The 21,947-nt window shown below is 34.6% G+C and carries 25 protein-coding genes; 17 read left to right on the top strand and 8 right to left on the bottom strand.

Annotated elements, in window-relative coordinates; all coding sequences use genetic code 11:
• Positions 1-35: 35 nt before the first annotated feature.
• The 4 genes from ccoG (at position 36) to ACZ1GR_RS16445 (ending at position 3,213) form a co-directional block, all read left to right on the top strand.
• Positions 36-1,454 (top strand): cytochrome c oxidase accessory protein CcoG, encoded by a 1,419-nt coding sequence (gene ccoG / locus ACZ1GR_RS16460; protein ID WP_472609944.1) that lies wholly within the window; start codon positions 36-38, stop codon positions 1,452-1,454.
• Positions 1,455-1,554: 100 nt separating this feature from the next.
• The gene (locus ACZ1GR_RS16455) at positions 1,555-2,001 is read left to right on the top strand and encodes a FixH family protein (RefSeq protein WP_472609943.1); all 447 of its coding nucleotides are present in this window, start codon (positions 1,555-1,557) and stop codon (positions 1,999-2,001) included.
• A gap of 1 nt (position 2,002) precedes the next feature.
• Complete coding sequence (locus ACZ1GR_RS16450; RefSeq protein WP_472609942.1) at positions 2,003-2,707, top strand: sulfite exporter TauE/SafE family protein; 705 nt, start codon at positions 2,003-2,005, stop codon at positions 2,705-2,707.
• 11 nt (positions 2,708-2,718) lie between these two features.
• The gene (locus ACZ1GR_RS16445; protein ID WP_472609941.1) at positions 2,719-3,213 is read left to right on the top strand and encodes a GTP-binding protein; all 495 of its coding nucleotides are present in this window, start codon (positions 2,719-2,721) and stop codon (positions 3,211-3,213) included.
• A gap of 72 nt (positions 3,214-3,285) precedes the next feature.
• Here ACZ1GR_RS16445 and ACZ1GR_RS16440 read toward each other — a convergent pair whose 3' ends face one another.
• Entirely contained in the window at positions 3,286-4,107 is an 822-nt protein-coding gene (locus tag ACZ1GR_RS16440) for a universal stress protein (RefSeq protein ID WP_472609940.1), read from the bottom strand.
• An 18-nt stretch (positions 4,108-4,125) separates the two neighbouring features.
• A complete protein-coding gene (gene hemN, locus ACZ1GR_RS16435; protein ID WP_472609939.1) occupies positions 4,126-5,487 on the bottom strand; it encodes an oxygen-independent coproporphyrinogen III oxidase in 1,362 nt (453 codons plus the stop codon).
• A gap of 156 nt (positions 5,488-5,643) precedes the next feature.
• Between hemN and ACZ1GR_RS16430 the strand changes: the two genes are divergently transcribed.
• From ACZ1GR_RS16430 to ACZ1GR_RS16410, 5 genes are read left to right on the top strand one after another with little or no spacing between them, the layout of a single operon-like run.
• A complete protein-coding gene (locus tag ACZ1GR_RS16430; protein WP_472609938.1) occupies positions 5,644-6,375 on the top strand; it encodes a sulfite exporter TauE/SafE family protein in 732 nt (243 codons plus the stop codon).
• 6 nt (positions 6,376-6,381) lie between these two features.
• Positions 6,382-7,176 (top strand): patatin-like phospholipase family protein, encoded by a 795-nt coding sequence (locus ACZ1GR_RS16425; RefSeq protein WP_472609937.1) that lies wholly within the window; start codon positions 6,382-6,384, stop codon positions 7,174-7,176.
• Between the two features lie 10 nt (positions 7,177-7,186).
• Positions 7,187-7,981, top strand: coding sequence for a DUF6544 family protein (locus ACZ1GR_RS16420; RefSeq protein WP_472609936.1), 795 nt, complete (start codon positions 7,187-7,189; stop codon positions 7,979-7,981).
• Position 7,982: 1 nt separating this feature from the next.
• Positions 7,983-8,873 (top strand): DnaJ C-terminal domain-containing protein, encoded by an 891-nt coding sequence (locus tag ACZ1GR_RS16415; RefSeq protein ID WP_472609935.1) that lies wholly within the window; start codon positions 7,983-7,985, stop codon positions 8,871-8,873.
• A 5-nt stretch (positions 8,874-8,878) separates the two neighbouring features.
• A complete protein-coding gene (locus ACZ1GR_RS16410) occupies positions 8,879-9,172 on the top strand; it encodes a chaperone modulator CbpM (RefSeq protein WP_472609934.1) in 294 nt (97 codons plus the stop codon).
• Between the two features lie 11 nt (positions 9,173-9,183).
• On the opposite strand, the gene ACZ1GR_RS16405 is transcribed toward ACZ1GR_RS16410, so the two are convergent.
• The 5 genes from ACZ1GR_RS16405 to ACZ1GR_RS16385 form a co-directional block, all read right to left on the bottom strand.
• Complete coding sequence (locus ACZ1GR_RS16405) at positions 9,184-9,387, bottom strand: YgaP family membrane protein (RefSeq protein ID WP_472609933.1); 204 nt, start codon at positions 9,385-9,387, stop codon at positions 9,184-9,186.
• A gap of 75 nt (positions 9,388-9,462) precedes the next feature.
• Entirely contained in the window at positions 9,463-9,729 is a 267-nt protein-coding gene (locus ACZ1GR_RS16400; protein ID WP_472609932.1) for a heavy-metal-associated domain-containing protein, read from the bottom strand.
• A gap of 28 nt (positions 9,730-9,757) precedes the next feature.
• Entirely contained in the window at positions 9,758-10,456 is a 699-nt protein-coding gene (locus tag ACZ1GR_RS16395) for an ABC transporter ATP-binding protein (protein WP_472609931.1), read from the bottom strand.
• 8 nt (positions 10,457-10,464) lie between these two features.
• On the bottom strand, positions 10,465-11,727 hold the full coding sequence (locus ACZ1GR_RS16390) for an ABC transporter permease (RefSeq protein ID WP_472609930.1): 1,263 nt from the start codon (positions 11,725-11,727) through the stop codon (positions 10,465-10,467).
• A complete protein-coding gene (locus ACZ1GR_RS16385) occupies positions 11,724-12,824 on the bottom strand; it encodes an efflux RND transporter periplasmic adaptor subunit (RefSeq protein ID WP_472609929.1) in 1,101 nt (366 codons plus the stop codon). Before ACZ1GR_RS16385 ends, ACZ1GR_RS16390 begins: the two co-directional genes overlap by 4 nt.
• Positions 12,825-12,998: 174 nt before the next feature.
• On the opposite strand from ACZ1GR_RS16385, the gene ACZ1GR_RS16380 reads away from it, so the two are divergent.
• The 5 genes from ACZ1GR_RS16380 to hpf all read left to right on the top strand — a co-directional run bounded on the left by ACZ1GR_RS16380 (position 12,999) and on the right by hpf (position 18,194).
• On the top strand, positions 12,999-13,967 hold the full coding sequence (locus ACZ1GR_RS16380) for a 1-phosphofructokinase family hexose kinase (RefSeq protein WP_472609928.1): 969 nt from the start codon (positions 12,999-13,001) through the stop codon (positions 13,965-13,967).
• Positions 13,968-13,976: 9 nt separating this feature from the next.
• A complete protein-coding gene (locus ACZ1GR_RS16375; RefSeq protein WP_472609927.1) occupies positions 13,977-15,839 on the top strand; it encodes a CBS domain-containing protein in 1,863 nt (620 codons plus the stop codon).
• The gene (locus ACZ1GR_RS16370) at positions 15,836-17,035 is read left to right on the top strand and encodes an aspartoacylase (protein WP_472609926.1); all 1,200 of its coding nucleotides are present in this window, start codon (positions 15,836-15,838) and stop codon (positions 17,033-17,035) included. Before ACZ1GR_RS16375 ends, ACZ1GR_RS16370 begins: the two co-directional genes overlap by 4 nt.
• Before the next feature lie 467 nt (positions 17,036-17,502).
• Positions 17,503-17,892 carry a DUF302 domain-containing protein gene (locus ACZ1GR_RS16365; protein ID WP_472609925.1) on the top strand — a complete coding sequence of 130 codons (390 nt, stop codon included), beginning with the start codon at positions 17,503-17,505 and terminating at the stop codon, positions 17,890-17,892.
• A gap of 2 nt (positions 17,893-17,894) precedes the next feature.
• Positions 17,895-18,194, top strand: a complete 300-nt coding sequence (gene hpf, locus ACZ1GR_RS16360; protein WP_472609924.1) for a ribosome hibernation-promoting factor, HPF/YfiA family — start codon at positions 17,895-17,897, stop codon at positions 18,192-18,194.
• A 36-nt stretch (positions 18,195-18,230) separates the two neighbouring features.
• Here hpf and ACZ1GR_RS16355 read toward each other — a convergent pair whose 3' ends face one another.
• On the bottom strand, positions 18,231-18,656 hold the full coding sequence (locus ACZ1GR_RS16355) for a hypothetical protein (protein ID WP_472609923.1): 426 nt from the start codon (positions 18,654-18,656) through the stop codon (positions 18,231-18,233).
• A 95-nt stretch (positions 18,657-18,751) separates the two neighbouring features.
• Between ACZ1GR_RS16355 and ACZ1GR_RS16350 the strand changes: the two genes are divergently transcribed.
• From ACZ1GR_RS16350 to ACZ1GR_RS16340, 3 genes are all read left to right on the top strand, one after another.
• Positions 18,752-19,906, top strand: a complete 1,155-nt coding sequence (locus tag ACZ1GR_RS16350; RefSeq protein WP_472611833.1) for a PAS domain-containing sensor histidine kinase — start codon at positions 18,752-18,754, stop codon at positions 19,904-19,906.
• A complete protein-coding gene (locus ACZ1GR_RS16345; protein ID WP_472609922.1) occupies positions 19,903-20,955 on the top strand; it encodes a response regulator in 1,053 nt (350 codons plus the stop codon). The genes ACZ1GR_RS16350 and ACZ1GR_RS16345 overlap by 4 nt, the downstream gene beginning before the upstream one ends.
• A gap of 86 nt (positions 20,956-21,041) precedes the next feature.
• Positions 21,042-21,890 (top strand): universal stress protein, encoded by an 849-nt coding sequence (locus tag ACZ1GR_RS16340; protein ID WP_472609921.1) that lies wholly within the window; start codon positions 21,042-21,044, stop codon positions 21,888-21,890.
• The last annotated feature ends 57 nt before the right edge of the window (positions 21,891-21,947 follow it).

Genomic DNA, 21,947 nt, shown 5'->3' with positions numbered 1-21,947 from the left:
TTTCACTACAAATGAGGTCTTAACATAAGCGTAAAATGGTACAAGATCAAGAAAATTTTAGAGATTCTATTGGAACCATAAATGAAGAGGGCAAACGTGCGTGGGTATTTCCTAAAAAACCTAGTGGTAAATTCTGGAAATATAGAAAATATGTAAGCTATTTTTTGTTGGCCTTTTTAATTTCTGCCCCCTTTATTAAAATTAACGGGAATCAGTTTTTAATGTTCAATGTATTAGAACGACGTTTTAATATTTTTAGCTTTCCTTTTTGGCCTCAGGATTTTCACCTATTCGTAATCTCCATGATTACTGGAGTAATCTTTGTAGCACTATTTACTGTTGCATTCGGTCGTATTTTCTGTGGATGGATGTGTCCACAAACCATTTTTATGGAAATGGTATTTCGTAGAATAGAATTTTGGATTGATGGAGATAGAGGTGCTCAAATGCGATTGGAAAGACAAGCTTGGGACGCAGGAAAAATAAGGAAACGAGTAACTAAATGGGTTATATTTTTTATAATTTCATTTCTAATAGCCAATGTATTCCTAGCATATCTAATAGGAAGCGATAGATTAATCAAATACATCATCGATGGCCCCTTACAACATGTAAACACATTAATTTCGTTATTAATATTTACCGCCGTCTTCTATTTTGTTTTTGCTTGGTTTAGAGAACAAGTATGTATCATCGCCTGCCCATATGGAAGAATGCAAGGGGTTTTGTTAGATAATAAATCTATAGTCGTAGCCTATGACCATAAAAGAGGTGAAGGAGAAAAAGGGCGAAAAAAGTTTCGAAAAAATGAAGATAGAAAAGCATTGGGTAATGGTGACTGTATCGATTGTTTTCAATGCGTAAATGTATGCCCAACTGGTATAGATATTAGAAATGGAACACAACTAGAATGTGTTAACTGTACCGCCTGTATTGATGAATGCGATACCATTATGGAAAAAGTAAATCTTCCTAAAGGGCTAATTAGATATGCAAGTGAAGATGAAATCGTCAAAAAAGAAAAATTCAAATTCACGCCTCGTTTAAAAGGCTACACCGCAGTATTAACCATCCTAATTGGTGTTTTAATCGGGATGTTATTTTTAAGGAACGATCTAGAGGCAAATATTCTAAGGTTGCCCGGGCAATTATATGAGCATAAAGATGGAAACATTATCAGCAATGTATACACTTATAAATTGGTAAACAAAACCTCTAAAGATGTAAATGAAGTAAGCTTTAAACTGCTTTCACATAAAGGAACAATAAAATTGGTAGGTAATGAAAATTTTATGGTACCTGCTCAAGAGTTGGCAGAGGGAACTCTTTTTATTGAAATTGATAATGCGGCGATTAAAAGTGATAAAGAGAAAATAAAGATAGGCGTCTATAGTGGTATTAAATTAATAGAAACAACTAAAACTGCTTTTTTAGCACCCAGGAATTATAGATAAGTTACTGTCTTTTTGGGCATACTAGATATCTAAAAAATAGTGCTAATTATAAATTAAAAAGATTACCCTCTTACGGGAGTTGAATACTAAAAAAATAATCATGAAAGTAAATTGGGGAACAGCAATAGTAATTTCATTCATAGGTTTTATATGCTTCATTTTGTTTTTTGTTGTACGGATGAGCATTGATAATAAGGCAAATCACGATCTGGTTACTGAGGAATATTACAAGGCCGAATTAGCGTATCAAAAGGAAATCGACGCCGAAAACAATGCGAACGAAAATTCGGTAAAACTCCAAGTTAAGAAAACTGAGGAAGGGTTATTGGTTGAATTTCCCAAAGAATTAGATTTTCAAAAAGTAAAAGGAAGAATATCCCTATATAGACCATCTAACAAACACTTGGACTTTGATTTAGACTTAAATCTGTCCAATGCACATTTGCTCATACCTGACAAACGTTTGTTGGATGGTCGCTGGGATATTAAAGTTTCATGGATATATGAGAATCAAGAATATTTGCATAAAGAAAGTATAACCTATTAAAATGTTTTTATCTGCTGTCATATTAGGTCTAATGGGAAGCTTGCACTGCATTGGCATGTGTGGACCCATTGCTTTTTTACTACCTGTTGATAGAACTAATACATATAAAAAAGTAGGACAGATATTTCTTTATCATGTTGGTAGACTGCTTGCTTATGGTTGTATTGGTCTTGTATTTGGCCTTATAGGAAAAGGGCTTTATACTTTTGGGGCACAGCAAAAACTATCTATACTAATTGGTGTAGTTATGATAATTTTGGTGCTTGTCCCTCATAAAAACTTTAGCAAATACAACTTATCAAAGCCTATTTTTAAAATCATTTCAAAAGTTAAAAATAAATTGGGTGAAGAGTTAAAGAAAAAATCACCAGATACGTTTATGACCATAGGCTTTTTAAATGGTTTTCTCCCTTGCGGTTTAGTATATATAGCCCTTTTTGGAGCAATTGCAATGAGCAGCGCTGCAAAGGGAAGTTTATACATGGTTTTATTTGGATTAGGAACAATTCCTTTAATGACGACAGCAATTTATTTTAGTGGGCTTTTAAAAGGCGCTATGCGTAATAAAGTTCAGAAATTAATACCTGTTTTTGTAATCATAATTGGTGTGCTTTTTATTTTACGTGGTTTAGGTTTAGGTATACCTTATATATCTCCAGAACCTGTAGTCGAATTGGTTTCCAATGCTATAGAATGTCATAATTAAATCGTTTTTAAATGAAACCAATTCCGAATGATATCGTCTTACGCCCACGGTTTCAATTGGAGCTGCCAATGTCTAAAGAAAAAGTTCAACAATCCTTTGAAAAATTACAAATAGAACCTTTTTTAGTTAAACGAATTGATGAACATGTGTTTATTAAATTCAATAAAAAAAACAATCATTTTTGGTCACCGCAATTGCATCTTGAAATTGATAAGATAGATGAAAAGAATAGTAAGGTCTACGGTGTTTTTGGCCCCAACCCTACCCTATGGACGTTTTTTATGTTTTTACATTTTGGGGTAGCTACTGTATTTATCATTCTTGGCATTTGGGCATACACTAGTGCCTCATTGAACAAACCCTACAGACTTCAATTAGGGTTAATGCTTTTTATGGTTATTCTTTGGTTTATGCTCTATGCTTTTGGTAGAATGGGAAAGCAAAAAGGGAAACCGCAAATGGAACTACTACATCAATTTATGATAAACACACTTAGGGAAGTATAGGAAGAAATACTATAAAAAAGGAGGAAGTTCCCCCAAACTTCCTCCTTTAAAACTAACAAAACGATTTCCAGTTTAAATCTTAAATGTAACAACGGGTAATCGTGAATGGTTAGCAATATCTTCTCCTATACTACCCATAAAAAAGTGTGACAATCCTTTTCGACCATGGGTCGGAATTCCAATTATATCCGCATTAACGGATTCTGCATAATTAAGTATTCCTTTTTCTACAGAGTAATCGTTATAAATATCTACTTCTAGCCCCAGCTTAGCCTTATTGAGGGTGTTGGAAATTTTTTGATAGGCATCCTTGGTACTCAAAAAAGCATCAGCCGGTGTATTTATATATACAAGATCAAGTTCTGCCCCTAGTAATCTTGCAAAAGACATGGCCTTTAATATAGCGTCTATGCTTTCCTTTTTAAAATCACTGGCAAAAACCATCCGTGCATATTTGAAATCGGTTACCTCACCTTTAATAACAAGGACAGGAACATCTGAATTACGAACTACCCTTTCCGTATTTGACCCAATAAAAATTTCTTTTAGTCCATCTGTGCCATGGGAACCCATCACCACTAAATCCGCTTCGTGCTTTTCTACTATCTCATTAACTTCACTAAATACCTTGTAATGCTTTATAATTGGAAAAACCTTTATATCCTTTAAATAGGGCTTATCCAAAAAATCCACGAAACGTTTTTCTCCGGTTTTAATGAGATGGACTATATGTTCCTGGGAAATATAACCAGTATCCGACATAATTACCGGTGAAAGCTCTAACATGTGTAACACGTATAGTTCTGCCTTGTTATCTAAAGCAATTTTTGCAGCTACTTTCAGCGCATTCTCAGATTGTTCGGAAAAATCTACAGGTACTATAATACTTTTCATTTTTTTAATTTATAAAAGTTAAACAGTCATTGAAAACAATTTCGTTTCTGGCGCTCTTCTTTGTAATAATAAATCGAATGCCATGCAGATGTTGCGAACAAAAGGTTTCCCTTTTTCGGTAATTTTGATTTGGTTTTGCGCTATAACTACCAATCCGTCAGATTCCATTTCCTGTAAGCGTTCCAGCACTTGTTCCATCTCAGCAAAATATAGTTTGTGTTTACTCCAAGAGGTTTCAAAATGACACATCAAATTCAAGATATGTCTACGTACGATTTCGTCTTCACCTGTCAATATATGTCCTCTAAAAATGGGTAGTATATCATTTTCAACCAAGTGTTGATACTCCTCTAAACTTTTTACATTTTGAGCAAAACCGTACCAGCTATCACTGATACTTGATGCTCCTAACCCAACCATTAAATGGGTTTTTGAAGCTGTATATCCCATAAAATTTCGGTGTAGTTTACCTGAAATCATAGATTGATGCAGACTATCTGACGGAAGTGCAAAATGATCCATTCCTATTTCATCATAGCCAACTTCCGCTAAAAGCTTTTTCCCTTGTTCGTATTGGTTTCTTTTTTCATTGGCAGTAGGTAAATCTTTATCTTTAAAACCTCGTTGTCCATTCCCCTTCATCCAAGGAACATGGGCATAGCTATAAAATGCTAGTCGATCTGGCATCAGTTCTTTCGTCCTTAGAATGGTCTCCTCAACATGAGCCGAAGTCTGAAAGGGTAGTCCGAAGATAATATCATGGCCAACTGAGGTATACCCAATTTCTCGAGCCCATTGTGTTACCTTTTTTACGTTTTCAAATGGTTGTACACGATTTATGGCTTTCTGAACGGTTTCATTGTAATCTTGTACCCCATAGCTAACTCGCCTAAAACCGACATCGTATAAGACTTGCAAATGTTCTTTGGTAGTATTATTCGGATGCCCCTCAAAACTAAATTCATAGTTTTTGGACTTTTCCGAATACCTTAGAATTCCATTAACCAAAAACTTGAGGTTTTCTGGAGAAAAGAAAGTAGGTGTCCCACCTCCTAAATGCAGCTCTTTAATTATAGGCCTTTCCGAAAAGAGGTTGCGATATAATTTCCATTCCTTGAGAATGGATTTTATATATGGTAACTCTAAATCGTGTCTTTTGGTAATCCGTTTATGGCAACCACAAAACGTACACATACTTTCACAAAATGGTAAATGAATGTATAAACTAATACCATCTTTTGAATTACTCGCATCGAAACTTTTCTTTACAGATGCTTCCCATTTCTTTCCTGAAAATGTATTTAAATTCCAATAAGGTACTGTGGGATAACTAGTATAACGTGGTCCAGGAACATTATACTTCTGAACAATACTGCACATAAAATTTTTGTTTCCTACAAAGCTAAAGACTACCAATAGTGTAGAATATGATTTATATCATGTTCTAATTTGTAATTGCCAATTAGGGAGCGCTTATGATAATTATCATTTTGCAACTTACATCACAAGTTTAGTTTTACTGCTTAAAAACAACTTATGTTAAGTCGTTACCTACCCGTATTTATTCTCCTATCCATATTAGCTGAAATATTGGGGACGGTAGGTGGTTTTGGGTCTTCGGTTTTTTTTGTTCCAATGGCTAGTTATTTTATGGATTTTCAAACAGTGTTAGGAATTACTGCTCTTTTTCATCTATCAAGCAACATTACCAAATTGGGTTTTTTTAGAAAAGGTTTTGATAAAACCCTGATGTTATATTTAGGCATACCCGCCATCCTGTTTGTATCAATAGGGGCATTTTTAAGCAAATATGCCAACCCTAATCTACTTACCTTAATCTTAGGGATATTTCTTGTTGCTTTTGGCCTTCTCTTTCTTATTCATAAAAAACTAAAGGTGCATCCTACTAAGAAAAATGCATTTATCGGTGGTTCACTTTCAGGGCTTTTTGCGGGTATCCTGGGTACAGGTGGTGCAATACGTGGAGCCACTATGACAGCTTTTAATCTAAATAAAGAAAAATTTATTGCTACATCAGCACTAATCGATTTAGGTATCGATTTAAGCCGAAGTGTCATTTATACCTACAATGGTTATGTGAAAAAGCAAGATTTATACCTAATCCCAATTCTAATCGGAGTAAGTATTGTGGGAACTTATTTGGGAAAAAAGGTTTTGGATAAAATCACTCAAGCACAGTTTAAACGTTTTGTCCTTTTCTTATTAGTGGGAATAGGCTTACTCACAATTATATTCAACTTAAAATAAGAAGCTATGGAATCATCGAATATTGGTCTTGTTTTATCTGGAGGTGGTTATAGGGGAATATCTCATGCAGGAGCCATAAAAGCATTTGAAGAAAATGGTATTTACCCTAATTATATCTCGGGCACTAGTGCTGGAGGATTAATCGGAGCACTGTATGCCTGGGGTTATTCGCCAGAAACTATGCTGGATTTTTTTAAAAAAATAAAAATTTTTGACCTTAGCAGATATGCCAGAAAAAAGCCAGGATGGGTAGATACTGATACTTTTCGAAGTTTTCTACTTTCCTACTTTCCGGATAATAACTTTGGTGCGCTCCGTAAAAAGCTGTTTGTTACTACTACTAATCTGTTTAATGGTAAAACCAGGGTTTTTAGTTCTGGCATTTTAATAGATCCGCTCCTGGCTTCAGCATCTTTTCCTGGCCTTTTCTCACCAGTGGCCATAGAAAACAGTTACTATGCAGATGGTGGAATTTTAGATAATTTTCCAATAGAGCCAATTAAAAATTGCCAAAAAATTTATGGTGTTTACGTAAGTCCAATAAGTACAATGGGAACGTCGGATTTTAAACATTCTTATGATGTCGTAAATCGAGCTTTGCATTTGCGAATGAACGCCAACTCATCCAAAAAATTTTCAGATTGTGAGATGGTTGTTTACCCAAAGGAGTTGAGCAAATACAGCTTATTCAATCCCAAACATGCAGATGAACTATTTAAAATAGGTTATGTACAAACAAAAAAAGCATTACAGAATAGAAACTTGAAACTAGCAGCTTGTAAAAATGAAATCATTCTTTAAAATAAGATATATGTTATTACTAATTGGGATTTTAATTGTGCTGGTATTACCTACTAGCATATTCTATGGGCATTATCGCTTTTATAGCATGGTGGACAAAGAAGTACAGAATATGTTTAATAATCTTGGAAACACGGAAAAAGTGGTTACCAAAAAAGATCTTGCCCCACTACCAAAAAAACTAAGAGATTACCTAATAAAAGTTGGTATAATAGATGCTTGCGCAGATTGTCATGCAACTTTTAAACAAACAGGACGTATTAAAACAGGGCAAGATAAAAAATGGATAGACTTTACCGCTACCCAATATATGACAGCAGATGTACCCAGTTTTATTTGGAGTGCCAAGTCTTTCCCCATCTTTATTAGAGATAAAAGTGTAAGGGGAAAAGGAGAGGTAAAAGTGAGTTTATTTGGTATGAAGGACATTGCAAAATCGAACACTTATAAAACAGACCAAAGTGCATTGGCAAGATGTTTAGGGGAATTACTGTTTTATCCCGTAGGATTTTTAAGTAATGCTATTATCTGGGAAAATGGAAATGATGGCTCTTTAAAGGCTACGATAATCGTAAATAGTACTAAGACGGAAGGTAGTTTTTTCTTTAATGAAGAAGGACTGCTTAATAGATTTGAATCAAAACGATATATGAACGAATCTTTAGAAAATTTTACAGGGATTGCTGAAGATTATAAAAAAATAAATGGGCTACTTGTCCCCACAAAAATGAGAGCAATTTGGAACTTAAAAAGTGGCGACTTTGAATATTTTAACTGTACAATTAGTGATTATCGGATAGAATAATATGGAGTTTATAGATTATTACAGGGTATTAGGACTGCATAAATCTGCCACGGAAAAGGATATAAAATCAGCCTATCGCAAATTGGCGCGTAAATTTCATCCAGATTTAAATCCAAACGATAACGAAGCCGAGAAAAAGTTTAAGCAGATTAACGAGGCTAACGAAGTTTTGAGTGATCCGGAAAAACGAAAAAAATATGATGAATACGGTAAAGATTGGCAGCATGCCGAAGAATTTGAAAAGGCCAAAGCCGAAAGACACACTAGTCGTGGTCCTAATCAATACACCTATTCCACCGGTCAAAAAGGGGATTTCTCCGATTTCTTTGAGTCTATGTTCGGAGGTGCGCGTTTTGGCAGACAACAACAAGTAAAATTTAGAGGACAAGATTTTAATGCCGAACTGAAATTAAACTTAACCGATGTATTAAAAACCCATAAAAGAACGCTTACCATTAATGGAAAGAACATTCGTATTACCATCCCTGCAGGGATAGATAATGGGCAAACCATTAAAATAAAGAATTATGGTGGTGAAGGATTAAATGGTGGACCAAAAGGAGATTTATTCATTACATTTTCATTAGTAAACAATACTTCCTTTAAAAGAGAAGGTGCTAATCTCTACAAGACCATTGAAATTCCTTTGACCAAAGCAATTTTAGGAGGGGAAATATTGATTGATACCCTTTACGGAAAAGTAAAGCTTAATGTGAAACCTGAAACTCAAAATGGCGCACAGATAAAATTGAAAGGCAAGGGCTTTCCAAAATATAAACAAGAAAAATTGTTCGGTGATTTATTTATCACCTATAAAATTAAGATACCTACAAAACTTACCAAAGAGCAGCAAAACCTATTTAAAAAATTGGAAGAAACCAATCTAAACTAAACGTTATGGGAGAAAATGACTTTATTAGAATTAGAGAGTTTTGCATTAATTATGATATAGAGCAGTCTTTTATTTTTAATTTATGTGATTATGACGTAATTGAAATTAAACTCATAGAAAATGAGCCACATCTCGCCCTTGGGGAATTACCCGTTCTGGAAAAAATGATTCGCATGCATAAAGAATTGGAAATAAACCCGCAAGGCTTACAAGCCATTTATCATCTTCTTGAAAAAGTGAGTACGCTCCAAGAAGAAATCTCTATATTAAGAAGAAGATTACACCGATTTGAAGAGTAACCTCTAATACGCTATTTCCTTGAACAAGTAGACATCCCAAAAGGGACATAAAGTGGACAGAAACTTATAAAACTAGTCAATACAAAAATCCCGGCCAACAGTAAAAGACCTATAGCCCAAGCACCTGAAATAACTCCTTGAACATATAACAAGACTACAATGACAGCCGCAACTATTCTTAGTATACGGTCCGTTTTACCCATATTTTTTTTCATAATTTAATTATTTTGTCAAGTTTAAAAGTAGATAGGTTTTTAACTAAAGAAAATGACATTTATCATTTCTGCTCATTATTGGATTTTTCCAATCGCACAGCTTACATAAGATTTTGCTCTCTTTTTTAAACTGTTCTTTTCATCCAAAACAGGGTATCCTAATTTAGAAAGTTCTAGTACTACTCGTTCCGTTTCTTCCCTTGAAATAGCTTGAAAACTTACTGTGCTTTGATTCATGTTAATTTTAAGGTTATTTACAGAAGGTAATGTATTAAGCTTTTTTTTAATACTATTCTCACAACCACCACATTTAAGGTTTTGTATTTTTAGAATTGTTTTCATACAAATAGGCTTTTCATAAAACTATATCCTAATTACTTTTTCTAAAATGATTTTTATCAACTATTCTCCCATCTTCCATTTGTATAATCCTATCTGTACGCTTTGCAAAGTCCTCATCATGTGTCACCACTAAAAGCGATAGGCCTTGTTCCTCTTTCAAGCGTTTAAAAATTGAAAAAACATTTTCAGAATTATGACTATCCAAGTTTCCCGTTGGTTCATCTCCCATCAATATAGTTGGGTTATTTATTAAGGCGCGAGCAATGGCCACACGCTGCTTTTCACCACCAGAGATTCTAGAGGCTCGTTGTTTTGCCAAATGCCCTATATGAAGCATATTTAATTTTTCCATCCCATCGCTTTCAATCTCAGCATGTGATTTTGCGGCAAGTTTCTTAGCTGGAAGCATCACATTTTCCAAAACACTGAATTCCGATAACAAATAATGGAACTGAAATACAAAACCAATATTCTTGTTTCGAATTCGTGAAAGTTCTTGATGAGACTTCCCAGTTACCAATTGATTATTTAGATATAGCTCTCCAGTATAATCGGTATCCATCGTAGAAAGTATATACAATAAAGTAGACTTTCCTGATCCAGATTTTCCCATAATGGAAACAAATTCACCTTTTGCAACACGAATCGAAATATCTTTTAAAACATGAAAGTCTTTTGGTTTATGAAAATACTTGTCTATATGTTTTGTTTCTAAGGCTAGGTTCATAGTGTTCTTTAAGTACCTCTAATAATACGTACGGGATCTATTCTTTTTGCCTTATTAGAAGGCAAATACCCTGCAATAAAAGTGGATAGTAAGGCAAAGCTTATCCCAATTATATAGTAACCAAATTCAAAATTGACCGGGTAGGTTGTAATAGTTGGTAAGGCCTCTGTATCAAATGGAGCATTATCAATCATTACAGATAATCCAAACCCTAAAACCAAGCCCATTAAACCACCTATCAGGCCAATAATCATTGCTTGACTCATAAAAATCAATTGTACATCACGTCCCGAAAATCCAGTCGCCTTTAAAATGGCAATATCCTTCATCTTCTCATATATAAGCATGTTCAAAATATTATAGATGCCAAAACCGGCAACAATTAACAAGGTTATAGAAACTGCATAGGTTATAAGATTTCGGATGTTGGAGCCTGTCTCAAATTGTGCGTTGGCTTCATTAATATCCGTTGCTTTTATGTCAAATTGTAGTTCCAACTTCTTGGACATTGGCACTGCGTCGGCAATATTTAAAAGCTTTACATTTATATCCGTTATATAATTTTCAGCATCACCCAAAATACGTTGTACCGTTTTTAGGTTAACCAAACTGTGTGCATTATCAATTTCAGCAATACCACTTTGGTAAATCCCTACAATCTTTAAGGGAAAAATAGCCCCGCTGATAGTACTTACCTGTACCCTATCACCAACCCAAAGAGACATTTTCTTTGCAAGACCTGCTCCCAAAACAATTCCATTGTCGTAATTTTTTAACGCCTCGGGAGAACCATCAATAATATTATCATCAATATTGGAGAGCCTTACCTCTTCCATAATATCTACTCCTACTAAACTTCCTCCCAATTCAATAGAACCAGATAAGTAAAAAATTTGTGCCCAGAGCTGCGGAGTGGCTCCTTTTACACTTTTATCATTTTTTAAATAATATAAAATGGGTAGGGCATTATGTATTTTTTTTTGACTTTGTTTTGGTTTTACAGAATGTACAACGTTTAAGGCATTTTTATACTTATCATATAGTGTTACCGGCTGTTTTTCAGAGGGTTCAATTTCATTGTAAATATGAATATGTGGAGTTTGATTTAACACAAGGTCATCAAGCATTGTATTTAACCCAGTCATAAAACTAACTAATGTAATGTATGCCCCAATACCAAAAGTCACCCCAAGTGTTGCTGTAGCAGTAGATTTTAACTTGGTCCACAAATGCGTTTTTGCAATAGTCAATATAACTTTCCAATTGGTCATTCTTTGGGCATTAGAATTTCAGTATCACTCGCAATTCCACTTTTTATTTCTACTTCTTCAAGATTTTGAAGCCCAATTTCTACTTCTATAAGCCCATCTACAGTATTTACTTTGTTACCGTCTATAAGATAAGCTTTGGGAATTGTCAAAGCTCGTTCCCTATTTGCAATGATAATGTTCCCCTCGCCCGAAAGTCCTGGATATAGTTTATTTGGAGGGTTATCAAAACGTGCTTCAACTTCGAAGGTTTGGGAACGCTCATCTTTTCTTGGATATATTTTGCTAACCCGTGCTTCAAAAACCTGGCCTTTATAAGCATCTAATGTGACCAATACTTTTTGGTTAATATTCAATTTTACAATATCAACCTCGTCTACCAATAGCTCAATGAGGAAGACATTGCTACTGCCTATTGCCGCCAAAGGCTCTAGGGTATTTACTATTTCACCTGGTTCTTTAAAAAGAGCGTAAACTTTACCACTTATCTTGCTGGTTACTGTAAAATCCTGAGTATTAATTCGAGAGGATTGGTAATTGTTTTGTGCTTGTTTAAGTTGGGTCTGCAACTCCTTTTTAGCACGTTCATAGTTGCTTTGTAAAAGCTTGAGCTTATTTTGAGAAAGTTCGTAGGCAAGTTTCTTATTATCAAGCTCCACCTTAGCGCCTATTTGCTGATTCCACAAACGTTTTTGTCTTAAAAAATTAATGGAATCATTTCGAAACGTTAAGATGGCTGATTGAATTTCGTCTTGTAATCCCTTGAGTATCGCAGATTCTCCATAATAATTTTCACGAGCTAATTCCAGGGCAAGTTTGGCATTCTCCGTACTGAGTTTAGGAGCAGTGTTTATAATTTGCAACAAGGGAGTTCCTTTTGACACGCTATCACCTTCTTCTACAAGATTGCAATCCAATATTCCAGCAACAATTGCATGAGCCTGATAGAGGCTATCTGGTTGAATGGTTACCGATGAATATACCGACTCCGTTATTGCAGTTTCTCTGGGAAAGGTTTTTTCTTGACTTGAATTGCAAGCAATTGAGATAATTAAAAATAAAATGCCCATTAATCGGAAACAGCAGTATTTAATTTTCATGATAGCATGCTTAAACAAATGGTAAAGGTAACTCTGGAGGCTACGGTGCAGTATGACATTTATCATGGTTAGAAAATAATTGTGTTCTTAATTTCCCAGTGAAATTTTAGAAAGAACGGGAATTGAACAGGTATGGCATTAATCTAATTCTAAACGCCAAAAACAAATAAATAGATGAATAAAATAATCACCTTAACAGTAAACCCATCGGTTGATAAAAGTACCTCAACAGCAAGTATTCGCCATACAAGCAAGCTAAGGTGTGCAAAACCTTTTTATGAAGCTGGCGGAGGCGGCATTAACGTATCTCGGGTTATTGAAAAATTAGGTGGTTACTCGCAATGCATTTTTTTAGAGGGAGGAGCCACGGGTAAGCATTTAAAAGAGCTATTGCAGCAACAAGATTTAAATTATGAGTCTATCCCAATAAAAGAACGGACAAGGGAAAATCTTGCAGTAACTGACATTTCCAATAACCAACAATATAGATTTGGTATGCCAGGACCCAGAATTTATAAGAATGAAATAAAAGCCGTGTTACAATTAGTCGAAGAAAAACTTGAAACAGCTGATTATCTGGTTGCAAGCGGTAGTCTTTCTATGGGTATGCCAAAGAATTTTTATGCGCAATTAAGTAAAGTGGTTATCAAAACTAATTCAAAAATGATATTGGATACTTCTGGTGAGGCACTTAAAATGGGTGCAAAACAAGGCGCTTATCTTATAAAGCCAAACTTAGGCGAACTAGCTTCCCTTTGCAATGTTACCTCTATATCTTCCATGACCTTGGAGGCTATGGCCTTGTGTTGTCTTAAAAACTATCCAATTGAAATCCTTGTGGTTTCTTTAGGGGCTAAAGGTGCACTTTTGGCCACTAAAAACAAACTAATACAACTATCAGCTCCAGCAGTTCATGAACAAAGTACAATAGGAGCCGGAGATAGTATGGTGGCAGGTTTGGTTTATGCGCTTTCCACAGGAAAAGACCTTGATGAAATCTTAAGACTTGGTGTGGCTTGCGGAACTGCGGCAACCTTGACCAAAGGGTCCCAACTTTGTAAAAATAAGGATGTAGAAGAACTGTATGATTGGTTAACCACTAACCAAAATCCAACATTAAATAAATTACAGACCATTCAATAACAAAATCTTATGGGCGACCAAAAAGTTTCAAAAATTGATATTGCATCCAGAGCAAAATTTGTAAGACACCTATTAAGCGATATTAGGGTCTTAGAGGTTATGCTCAAAAAAAATATGGTAGAAAGTGGCGTAACACGTATTGGTGCAGAACAAGAATTTTGTTTGATTGATGAATATTGGCGACCAGCCAAAAATGCCACCAGAATATTAAATGCTATTAATGACCCTAATTTCACCAATGAGATAGCAAGATTTAACCTCGAAATAAATTTAGATCCCGAAATATTGGAAGGAAGTTGTTTTACAAAAGTAGAAAACCAACTAAGACAACTATTGGAAAAAGGAAGCACAATAGCGGAAAAATACAATACCAAAATTCTTTTAACGGGCATCTTGCCCACAATTAGCATGAAAGAGCTTTCAATGGAATATATGACCCCAAGTATTAGGTATGAGTTGCTCAACGAAGCTGTAAAAAAAATACGAAAATCAGATTTAGAATTTCATATTCGCGGCGTTGATGAACTTTCTGTTCACCATGATTCTGTTTTGTTCGAAGCCTGTAACACGAGTTTCCAACTACACCTGCAGGTAGCCCCAGAAGATTTTGTAGCTAGTTACAATTGGGCTCAAGCTATTTCAGGACCAGTGTTAGGTGTTTCTTCTAATTCTCCGTTGCTAATGGGGAGGGAGCTTTGGAGCGAAACGCGTATTGCCCTTTTTCAGCAGAGTGTAGATACAAGGGATTCTTCTCATACACTAAGGGACAAACAGGCAAGGGTTACTTTCGGAAATAATTGGGAAACCGGGTCAATAGTAGATATTTATAAAGACCAGATTTCAAAATATGAAGTCCTATTATCAACAACTATTGAGAAGAATTCGCTAGAAGAGCTAAGGAAAGGAAATATACCTCAACTTAAAGCACTTGGCTTGCACAATGGAACTATTTACCGTTGGAACAGACCCTGCTATGGAGTCAATAAAAATATTGCTCACGTTCGAATTGAAAATAGATACCTTCCTTCTGGACCTACCATCTTAGATGAGATGGCAAATTTTGCTTTTTGGGTAGGCTTAATGATGGCTAGACCCCCAGAATATGATGATATGCAGAAGGTAATGGATTTTAAAGATGTCAAAGACAATTTTGTGAAAGCAGCTAGAAATGGAAAAAACAGTATTATGAATTGGAAAGGTGGGAATATTCCAATAAAAGAGCTTGTTATAAACGAACTGCTTCCTTTAGCGTATAAGGGTTTGGAAAAATGTTCGATTGACAAACATGATATTGAACGTTACTTAGATGTTATAGCCAATAGAACACATGGAAAAACCGGTGCTATGTGGAGTGTACAGAACTACCGTAATCTTATAAATAATATGAAACAAGACCATGCGCTTGTTGCTTTAACCGAAGCCATGTATAAAAATCAACAGGAACAGATTCCTGTGTCTCAATGGCCTGAAATAAAAAGCTTTGCGGAATTTAACACAGGTGCTTCCAGTGCAAAACACCTTATGTCCACTCAACTTTTTACCGTAAATAAAAATGACCTTGCAGATATGGCAATCAGTATTATGCAGTGGAAGAATATTCATCATATCCCTGTTTTAAACGATGATAATGAACTTTGCGGATTACTGACTTGGAATCATATGGTCGAATATCTAAAAGAGGATTCTAATGCATGTGAACTTAGGGTTGCGGAACTTATGGTTAAAAGAGTTATTACGGTTTCCCCAGAGACTGAATTGGAAAAAGTATTTGAATTAATGCATCAACATCAAATTGGGTGTTTACCTGTGGTAAAAAATAAAACCCTAGTGGGCATAGTAACTAGAAATGACATAACCGCCTTTGCAACATGACAAAAGTTTATAGTGAAGCCTTGGATAGATCAATAGAAATTGATCGTATTATTGGTAACATAAAAGGAACTAAATCTGGTTCAACCTTTATTTTCATTGCTGGTATTCATGGTAATGAACCATCTGGAGTTTTTGCTCTAAAAGACGTGTTGGATAAAATAAATTCAAAAAACATATCCTTTACAGGAAATTGTTACGCCATAGCAGGTAATTTAACTGCGCTAAAATATGGTGTAAGATACAGAAAGGAAGATCTTAACCGTATATGGACTTCAGATAGGATAAATGCAGATGCCGTTTTTGAATTTAAAACTAAAAGAGATGAAGGTTTTGAACAGTATGAGATTTTGAGCACTATCAATCAAATTATAAGTAAAGAAGATGGTCCTTTCTATTTTATTGACCTTCATACAACCTCTAGTAAGACTAGACCATTTATTACAATAAACGATACCTTATTAAACCGAAAGTTCACACAACAATTTCCTGTACCCCTTTTGTTGGGAATAGAGGAGTACTTGAACGGAACCTTATTTAACTACATCAATGAGTTAGGATATCTGGCATTTGGTTTTGAGGCAGGCCAGCATCATGAATTAACCTCCATAAAAAACAATGTAGCATTAATTTACCTTACTTTCTTCTTTGCCGGATGTATTAAAAAAACAGATTTTGAATATGATGCCTGTTACAATCTTCTTGCTAATGCCGCTGAAAATTTACCCAGCACTTTTGAAATAATTTATCATTACAAAATTGCAGAAAAAGAAAACTTTAAAATGATGCCAGGTTACACCAATTTTCAATTGATAAAATATGGGCAGCCATTGGCTAAAAGCAACTCAAAAATAGTCAGTGCAACTTTGGAAGGGAATATATTTATGCCATTATATCAATCAAAAGGAGAAGACGGGTTCTTTATTATAAAACCGATTGAGTCTATATTTCTTTCCTTATCAACTATTCTACGAACAATAAAACTAGACTATTTCCTAGCCATATTACCCGGAATTTCTTGGGATTCCAACAAGAAAAATGCACTAAGAATAAATCTATACATCGTACGATTTCTAGCAAAAAAAATCTTCCATTTACTTGGGTATAGAAATAAGCAAATAGATGAAAAACATCTTATCATATTTAATAGGGAGGCCGTTTCAAAAAAAATTCATTATAAAAATGAAACGTGGAACTAAAAACTGATAAATATCATTTTTTAAGACTTCTTTACTTTATACTTTAGAGGTATCAATAAGGAAATTGTTCTTTGAAATTACAGTAATAACTAATAGAGACCTAACAAAGGTTAAGAGGTAAGTTCTATAGAAGGTCGTAGACCTGGCAATAAGTAGTTCGTTTCAGGATTGAAATGGATTTTTACCGTTTGCCGTAAGTGGTACGAATTTCAATAAAATAAACCTCAAAGGATTGGGATGTTTAACATCCCAATCCTTTTAAAATAAGTACACTAATGAACAATGTGTTGCTGGAATTAAAATTTAAGTTATAGGAGTGAAAGACTATTATTTGATTTATTCCTGAAATTGATTAGCAATAATCGCTTGAAGGAAGAAAAGAAAAGTATTGGCTTAATCTCTTAAAAGGAAACAGGTATGCTTTTAAGTATACCTGTTTCTGTTTATAAAATATTTAAAAGAAGAGGATGAAGTATTATTATGAGACCAAACTGCAGCATATCAGTTTTGAAGAAGCTATAGAAAAAACCATTGAAGCTCTTAAAATAGAGGGTTTTGGTATCATTTCTGACATTGATATAAAAGCTACCATGAAAAAGAAATTAAATGTAGATTTTTACAACTACAAAATCCTTGGTGCCTGTAGCCCTGAGTTTGCCTACAAGGCATTACAGGCAGAAGATAAAATAGGCACATTATTACCTTGCAACGTAATTGTACAAGAAAAAGACCCTGGAACGATAGAAGTTGCTGCAATTAACCCTATGGCATCTATGCAGTCAGTAATTAATCTAAAAATATTAGACGTAGCTGAAACCGTTGGTCATCAACTTGAGAAAGCCATTAAATCCCTATAAATATGACAATAAACATACAGTATGTACACATGCCAAATAGCGATTCTTTAAGTAGTATCATAATAAAGAAACTAGAAAAATTACATCATAAATTCAACTGGATCATTAAAGCGGAGGTATTCTTAAAACTGGAAAATACCGCATCAAGTAAAAACCAAATATGTGAAATCGAATTAAGCGCGCCAGGGCCTCGATTATTTGCTACGGCAAAGGCGAACAATTTTGAAAAAGCCGTAGCAGAAACGATAAAGGAATTGGAACATCAACTAAAACGCAGAAAAAATACCTTTTCCCATCATTAGAAAAGGTATTTGTCAATAATGGAATATAGTTAACAATTAAGAATCTACAGGTGCAGCTGAAAAAAGTAACTGTAGTTTGCCCAGTAACATAAGTTCAGCTTTGTTTTTATTTGCGAACGAATAAGCAATGGCACTTGCAGTCTCAAATAGTAAACTTTTAATTTTTTTGGAAAAAAGAGATGCATTCTCTTCATAAAATTCAACGAATTCGAGAAAACTTTCATCACTGTTTTTTTCATTTTCTAAAAGCCAATCAAAAACGACTTCTATTTGAAATGCCGCATCGGTACCATACTCATCTTCAATATCATCTATAGGCAACCATTTTTCCCTTACTAAACTTTTTAATTTATCAATTTCCTTTGTGTGCACACTTTTGTCCGCCATTGCAATAGCAAAAAAAAGATACCCGGTTTTTTGATAAAACATGTTCCAAATGGATGTTGAATAGGATTTTTCCATGATGCAAATTTTTAATCCGTGATTTAAGTTTAAAACTAACCGTGATAATGAATTACAACAATGATAAAAATCAGTTTTTCGGTTATCTTTATGATATGAAGGTTTTTGAAAAAAACAGTAACATCTTTAGACTTCTTTCCGAGGCGGTTTCCGAAGGTATTTTGATAGTGAATCACAAGCAACTTATTGTTGCAGCCAATGGTTCTGCACATTCTATGTTTGGGTATGAAGAAGACGAATTGGTTGGCAAGCCATTAAATGTTTTAATTCCTTCTAAATATCAAAAAGCACATTCAGGACATGTGAATGGTTTTATAAAAAGGAGTGAAAAGCGTCAGATGGGCAAAGGCCGTAATCTCTATGGATGTAAAAAAAATGGAGAGGAATTTCCGGTAGAAGCCGGTCTAAATCCACTACAACTATACGGAAACTCTTATGTGATGGCCTTGATTACTGATATTACCGAACGTAAGGAATACACCGAGAATTTGGAAAAAATGGTTGCCAAGCGTACCGCTCAATTAGAAGAAGCCCTTACCGCAGAGAAAGAACTTGGAGAATTAAAAACAAAATTCCTTTCCTTGGTATCTCATGAGTTTAAAACCCCATTAAGCAGTATTTTAACTTCAACGACATTATTGGGTAAATATACCGAGACAGCACAGCAAGATAAGAGAGATAAGCATTTAGCCACAATTAAAAGCAAAGTGAAATATCTGGACAATATCATCAATGATTTTCTTTCCGTAGAACGCTTAGAGTCTGGTAAGGTAAAGTACAATCTAACTTTTTTTCCGTTAAGTAAAGTGGTTAATGAAGTAGTCTATGACTCCAATATGTTATTAAAAGAAGGACAGCAAATATTGTACCCGCAGGATGTTGATGAAATTAATTTATATTTTGATGAAAAAATATTGGAGCTGGCCCTTTCCAATCTTGTGCATAATTCCATTAAATATTCTCCAGAAAATACCAAAATTGACATTAGGGTCATTGCCGAAAAAGAGTTTTTTACCATTCTCATTATTGATGAAGGTATAGGCATACCAGAAGCAGAGCAGAAATTTATTTTTGAACGTTATTTTAGGGCTGGTAATGCGCTGTTAAACCAAGGAACAGGTATTGGGCTTAATATTGCCAAACGCCATTTGGAAAATTTAGGCGGCGATATTACATTTACTAGTGTTGAAAATAAAGGCACAGAGTTTAGAATTACCATTCCTATCCAACCCCTTAAATCCAACACATGAAAAAAGTACTTTTAATTGAAGATGATGTTTCCCTAAGGGAAAACACAGCCGAAATTTTAGAACTTTCCGGATACACGGTTATTATGGCTCCAAATGGAAAAATTGGGGCCGAGCATGCCAAAACTTATGCTCCAGATATTATTGTTTGTGATATTATGATGCCAGAAATGGATGGGTATGGGGTATTGCAAGAACTATCCAAAGATGATACTACACAACAAATCCCTTTTATTTTTTTATCTGCCAAAACCGAACGTGCAGAAATTAGAAAAGGAATGGATTTAGGCGCCGATGATTACCTTACAAAACCATTTGAAGAAGAAGAACTTATAAGTGCCATAGAAAGTAGATTGGCAAAAGCAGAACTTCTTTCCAGGATGACAGTCCCAAAAGTAAAAAGTCCCGAATCTTCAAGCGAACAATTACGCACTCTTAATGAGCTCAAAAATTTCTTTGATGATAATGGGGTTGTTGAGAGTTTTAGAAAAGGGGAACAGATATTTCGGGAGGGAGTGCACTCCAATACCATTTATTTGTTATTAAAAGGGGTTGTTAAATGCCATAAAATGGATGAGGAGGGCAAAGAATTAATTACCGCATTATACAGGGCTGATGATTTCTTAGGGTTTACTTCTTTTATGGATAATATTTTATACCAAGAAACAGCTACAGCGGTAGAGGATACAGAGCTTGCAGGAATATCTAAAACTGAACTAAAGGAAATCCTTAAGAAGAATCAGAATATTTCCCTAGAGCTTATGGAATTATTGAACAAAAATATTAGCGACATTAAAGAGCAGCTATTGCAGATGGCCTATAGTTCAGTCAGAAAAAAAACAGCACAAACGCTTTTACAATTCTCAGAAATACTGAATAAAAAACCTGACGAACCAATCCGTATATCACGGAGCGATTTATCCAGTGTGGCTGGTATTGCTACAGAAAGTCTTATACGAACCTTATCATATTTTAAAAAAGAAGGACTTATAGATATTGAAGGTAGAAACATCCGTATTCTAAAGCTGGACCGACTCCAACATATAGTCTAAGTCCCTTAAACTTTCGTATAGAACTGATATATATCATATTCTAAGGTAATGGAGGCTCTTAAATTTGGAGCTCTATTGTTTATCTAATGAAGAATATTCTAGTCTTGACCGATTTTTCGGAGAATGCTTGGAATGCTATAAAGTATGCCCAACAACTATTCAAACAAAATAAATGTAGTTTTTACTTATTACACGTAAATGCTTTATTCGACTATCCAGTCACTCCACTTTCCCTTGAAAAGAGAAACAAAATCGATTTAAAAAAAATTATTATTCCTTCTAAAACATTACTTGGTGATTTACTGAATAAGGTTGAAAGCTCATTTAACAACACAAAACATAAATATTTTGGTGTTCATGAAGAAGGATTTCTCTTAGAAGCCATCAAAAAAAATATTGATGAAAAGGACATAGACCTCATCGTAATGGGAACCAAAGGGGCAACAGGTATACGAAAACATATTATTGGTAGCAATGCAGGAGATGTTCTTACAAAAGTTAAGTGCAACACCTTGGTCATTCCAAAAGGAGTATGCTTTTCAGTACCACAAGAAGTAGCCTTCCCTACAGACTATAATATTTTCTATTCGCATAAAATTTTGGATGCGGTTACAGAAATGCTCCGCCTTACTGAGGGGAATATACGTGTGATGAATGTTTCTAAAGTAAATAAGAACCTAACAAAGGCTCAAGAAAAAAATCAAGAATATCTCTTGGATTACTTGAATGAGACTTTCCCAAATAATAACACTTTTCATACCATAACCAATAGAAGTGTAAATGCGGCCATACAATGCTTTGTAGAGAGTAGAGGTATAGATATGATAATAATGGTAGCAAAAAATCTTAATTTTTTACAACAAATACTTTTTGATTCTTTAGTGGAAAAAATAAGTTTCCATGCAAAAGTACCCTTCTATGTACTACATGAATAAGTACTATACACCTCTTTTAGGTAGCTGACCAATATCATGGTTTACACGAAAAGTACA

It is taken from the genome of Croceitalea sp. W27, from assembly GCF_055693185.1.
Note: the sequence above shows the minus strand (reverse complement) of the source record. Positions and strands in the feature narration are given on the sequence as shown.

Excerpts from the sequence above, each read along its gene's own strand:
- ccoG (WP_472609944.1), top strand. The coding sequence starts at position 36 with ATGGTACAAGATCAAGAAAATTTTAGAGATTCTATTGGAACCATAAAT.
- ACZ1GR_RS16345 (WP_472609922.1), top strand. The coding sequence starts at position 19,903 with ATGAAAAAAGTACTTTTAATTGAAGATGATGTTTCCCTAAGGGAAAAC.
- ACZ1GR_RS16390 (WP_472609930.1), bottom strand. The coding sequence starts at position 11,727 with ATGACCAATTGGAAAGTTATATTGACTATTGCAAAAACGCATTTGTGG.
- ACZ1GR_RS16445 (WP_472609941.1), top strand. The coding sequence starts at position 2,719 with ATGAAACCAATTCCGAATGATATCGTCTTACGCCCACGGTTTCAATTG.
- ACZ1GR_RS16415 (WP_472609935.1), top strand. The coding sequence starts at position 7,983 with ATGGAGTTTATAGATTATTACAGGGTATTAGGACTGCATAAATCTGCC.
- ACZ1GR_RS16395 (WP_472609931.1), bottom strand. The coding sequence starts at position 10,456 with ATGAACCTAGCCTTAGAAACAAAACATATAGACAAGTATTTTCATAAA.
- hpf (WP_472609924.1), top strand. The coding sequence starts at position 17,895 with ATGACAATAAACATACAGTATGTACACATGCCAAATAGCGATTCTTTA.
- ACZ1GR_RS16385 (WP_472609929.1), bottom strand. The coding sequence starts at position 12,824 with ATGAAAATTAAATACTGCTGTTTCCGATTAATGGGCATTTTATTTTTA.
- ACZ1GR_RS16340 (WP_472609921.1), top strand. The coding sequence starts at position 21,042 with ATGAAGAATATTCTAGTCTTGACCGATTTTTCGGAGAATGCTTGGAAT.
- ACZ1GR_RS16450 (WP_472609942.1), top strand. The coding sequence starts at position 2,003 with ATGTTTTTATCTGCTGTCATATTAGGTCTAATGGGAAGCTTGCACTGC.
- ACZ1GR_RS16405 (WP_472609933.1), bottom strand. The coding sequence starts at position 9,387 with ATGAAAAAAAATATGGGTAAAACGGACCGTATACTAAGAATAGTTGCG.
- ACZ1GR_RS16425 (WP_472609937.1), top strand. The coding sequence starts at position 6,382 with ATGGAATCATCGAATATTGGTCTTGTTTTATCTGGAGGTGGTTATAGG.
- ACZ1GR_RS16420 (WP_472609936.1), top strand. The coding sequence starts at position 7,187 with ATGTTATTACTAATTGGGATTTTAATTGTGCTGGTATTACCTACTAGC.
- ACZ1GR_RS16380 (WP_472609928.1), top strand. The coding sequence starts at position 12,999 with ATGAATAAAATAATCACCTTAACAGTAAACCCATCGGTTGATAAAAGT.
- ACZ1GR_RS16410 (WP_472609934.1), top strand. The coding sequence starts at position 8,879 with ATGGGAGAAAATGACTTTATTAGAATTAGAGAGTTTTGCATTAATTAT.
- ACZ1GR_RS16455 (WP_472609943.1), top strand. The coding sequence starts at position 1,555 with ATGAAAGTAAATTGGGGAACAGCAATAGTAATTTCATTCATAGGTTTT.
- hemN (WP_472609939.1), bottom strand. The coding sequence starts at position 5,487 with ATGTGCAGTATTGTTCAGAAGTATAATGTTCCTGGACCACGTTATACT.
- ACZ1GR_RS16350 (WP_472611833.1), top strand. The coding sequence starts at position 18,752 with ATGAAGGTTTTTGAAAAAAACAGTAACATCTTTAGACTTCTTTCCGAG.
- ACZ1GR_RS16440 (WP_472609940.1), bottom strand. The coding sequence starts at position 4,107 with ATGAAAAGTATTATAGTACCTGTAGATTTTTCCGAACAATCTGAGAAT.
- ACZ1GR_RS16400 (WP_472609932.1), bottom strand. The coding sequence starts at position 9,729 with ATGAAAACAATTCTAAAAATACAAAACCTTAAATGTGGTGGTTGTGAG.
- ACZ1GR_RS16365 (WP_472609925.1), top strand. The coding sequence starts at position 17,503 with ATGAAGTATTATTATGAGACCAAACTGCAGCATATCAGTTTTGAAGAA.
- ACZ1GR_RS16370 (WP_472609926.1), top strand. The coding sequence starts at position 15,836 with ATGACAAAAGTTTATAGTGAAGCCTTGGATAGATCAATAGAAATTGAT.
- ACZ1GR_RS16355 (WP_472609923.1), bottom strand. The coding sequence starts at position 18,656 with ATGGAAAAATCCTATTCAACATCCATTTGGAACATGTTTTATCAAAAA.
- ACZ1GR_RS16375 (WP_472609927.1), top strand. The coding sequence starts at position 13,977 with ATGGGCGACCAAAAAGTTTCAAAAATTGATATTGCATCCAGAGCAAAA.
- ACZ1GR_RS16430 (WP_472609938.1), top strand. The coding sequence starts at position 5,644 with ATGTTAAGTCGTTACCTACCCGTATTTATTCTCCTATCCATATTAGCT.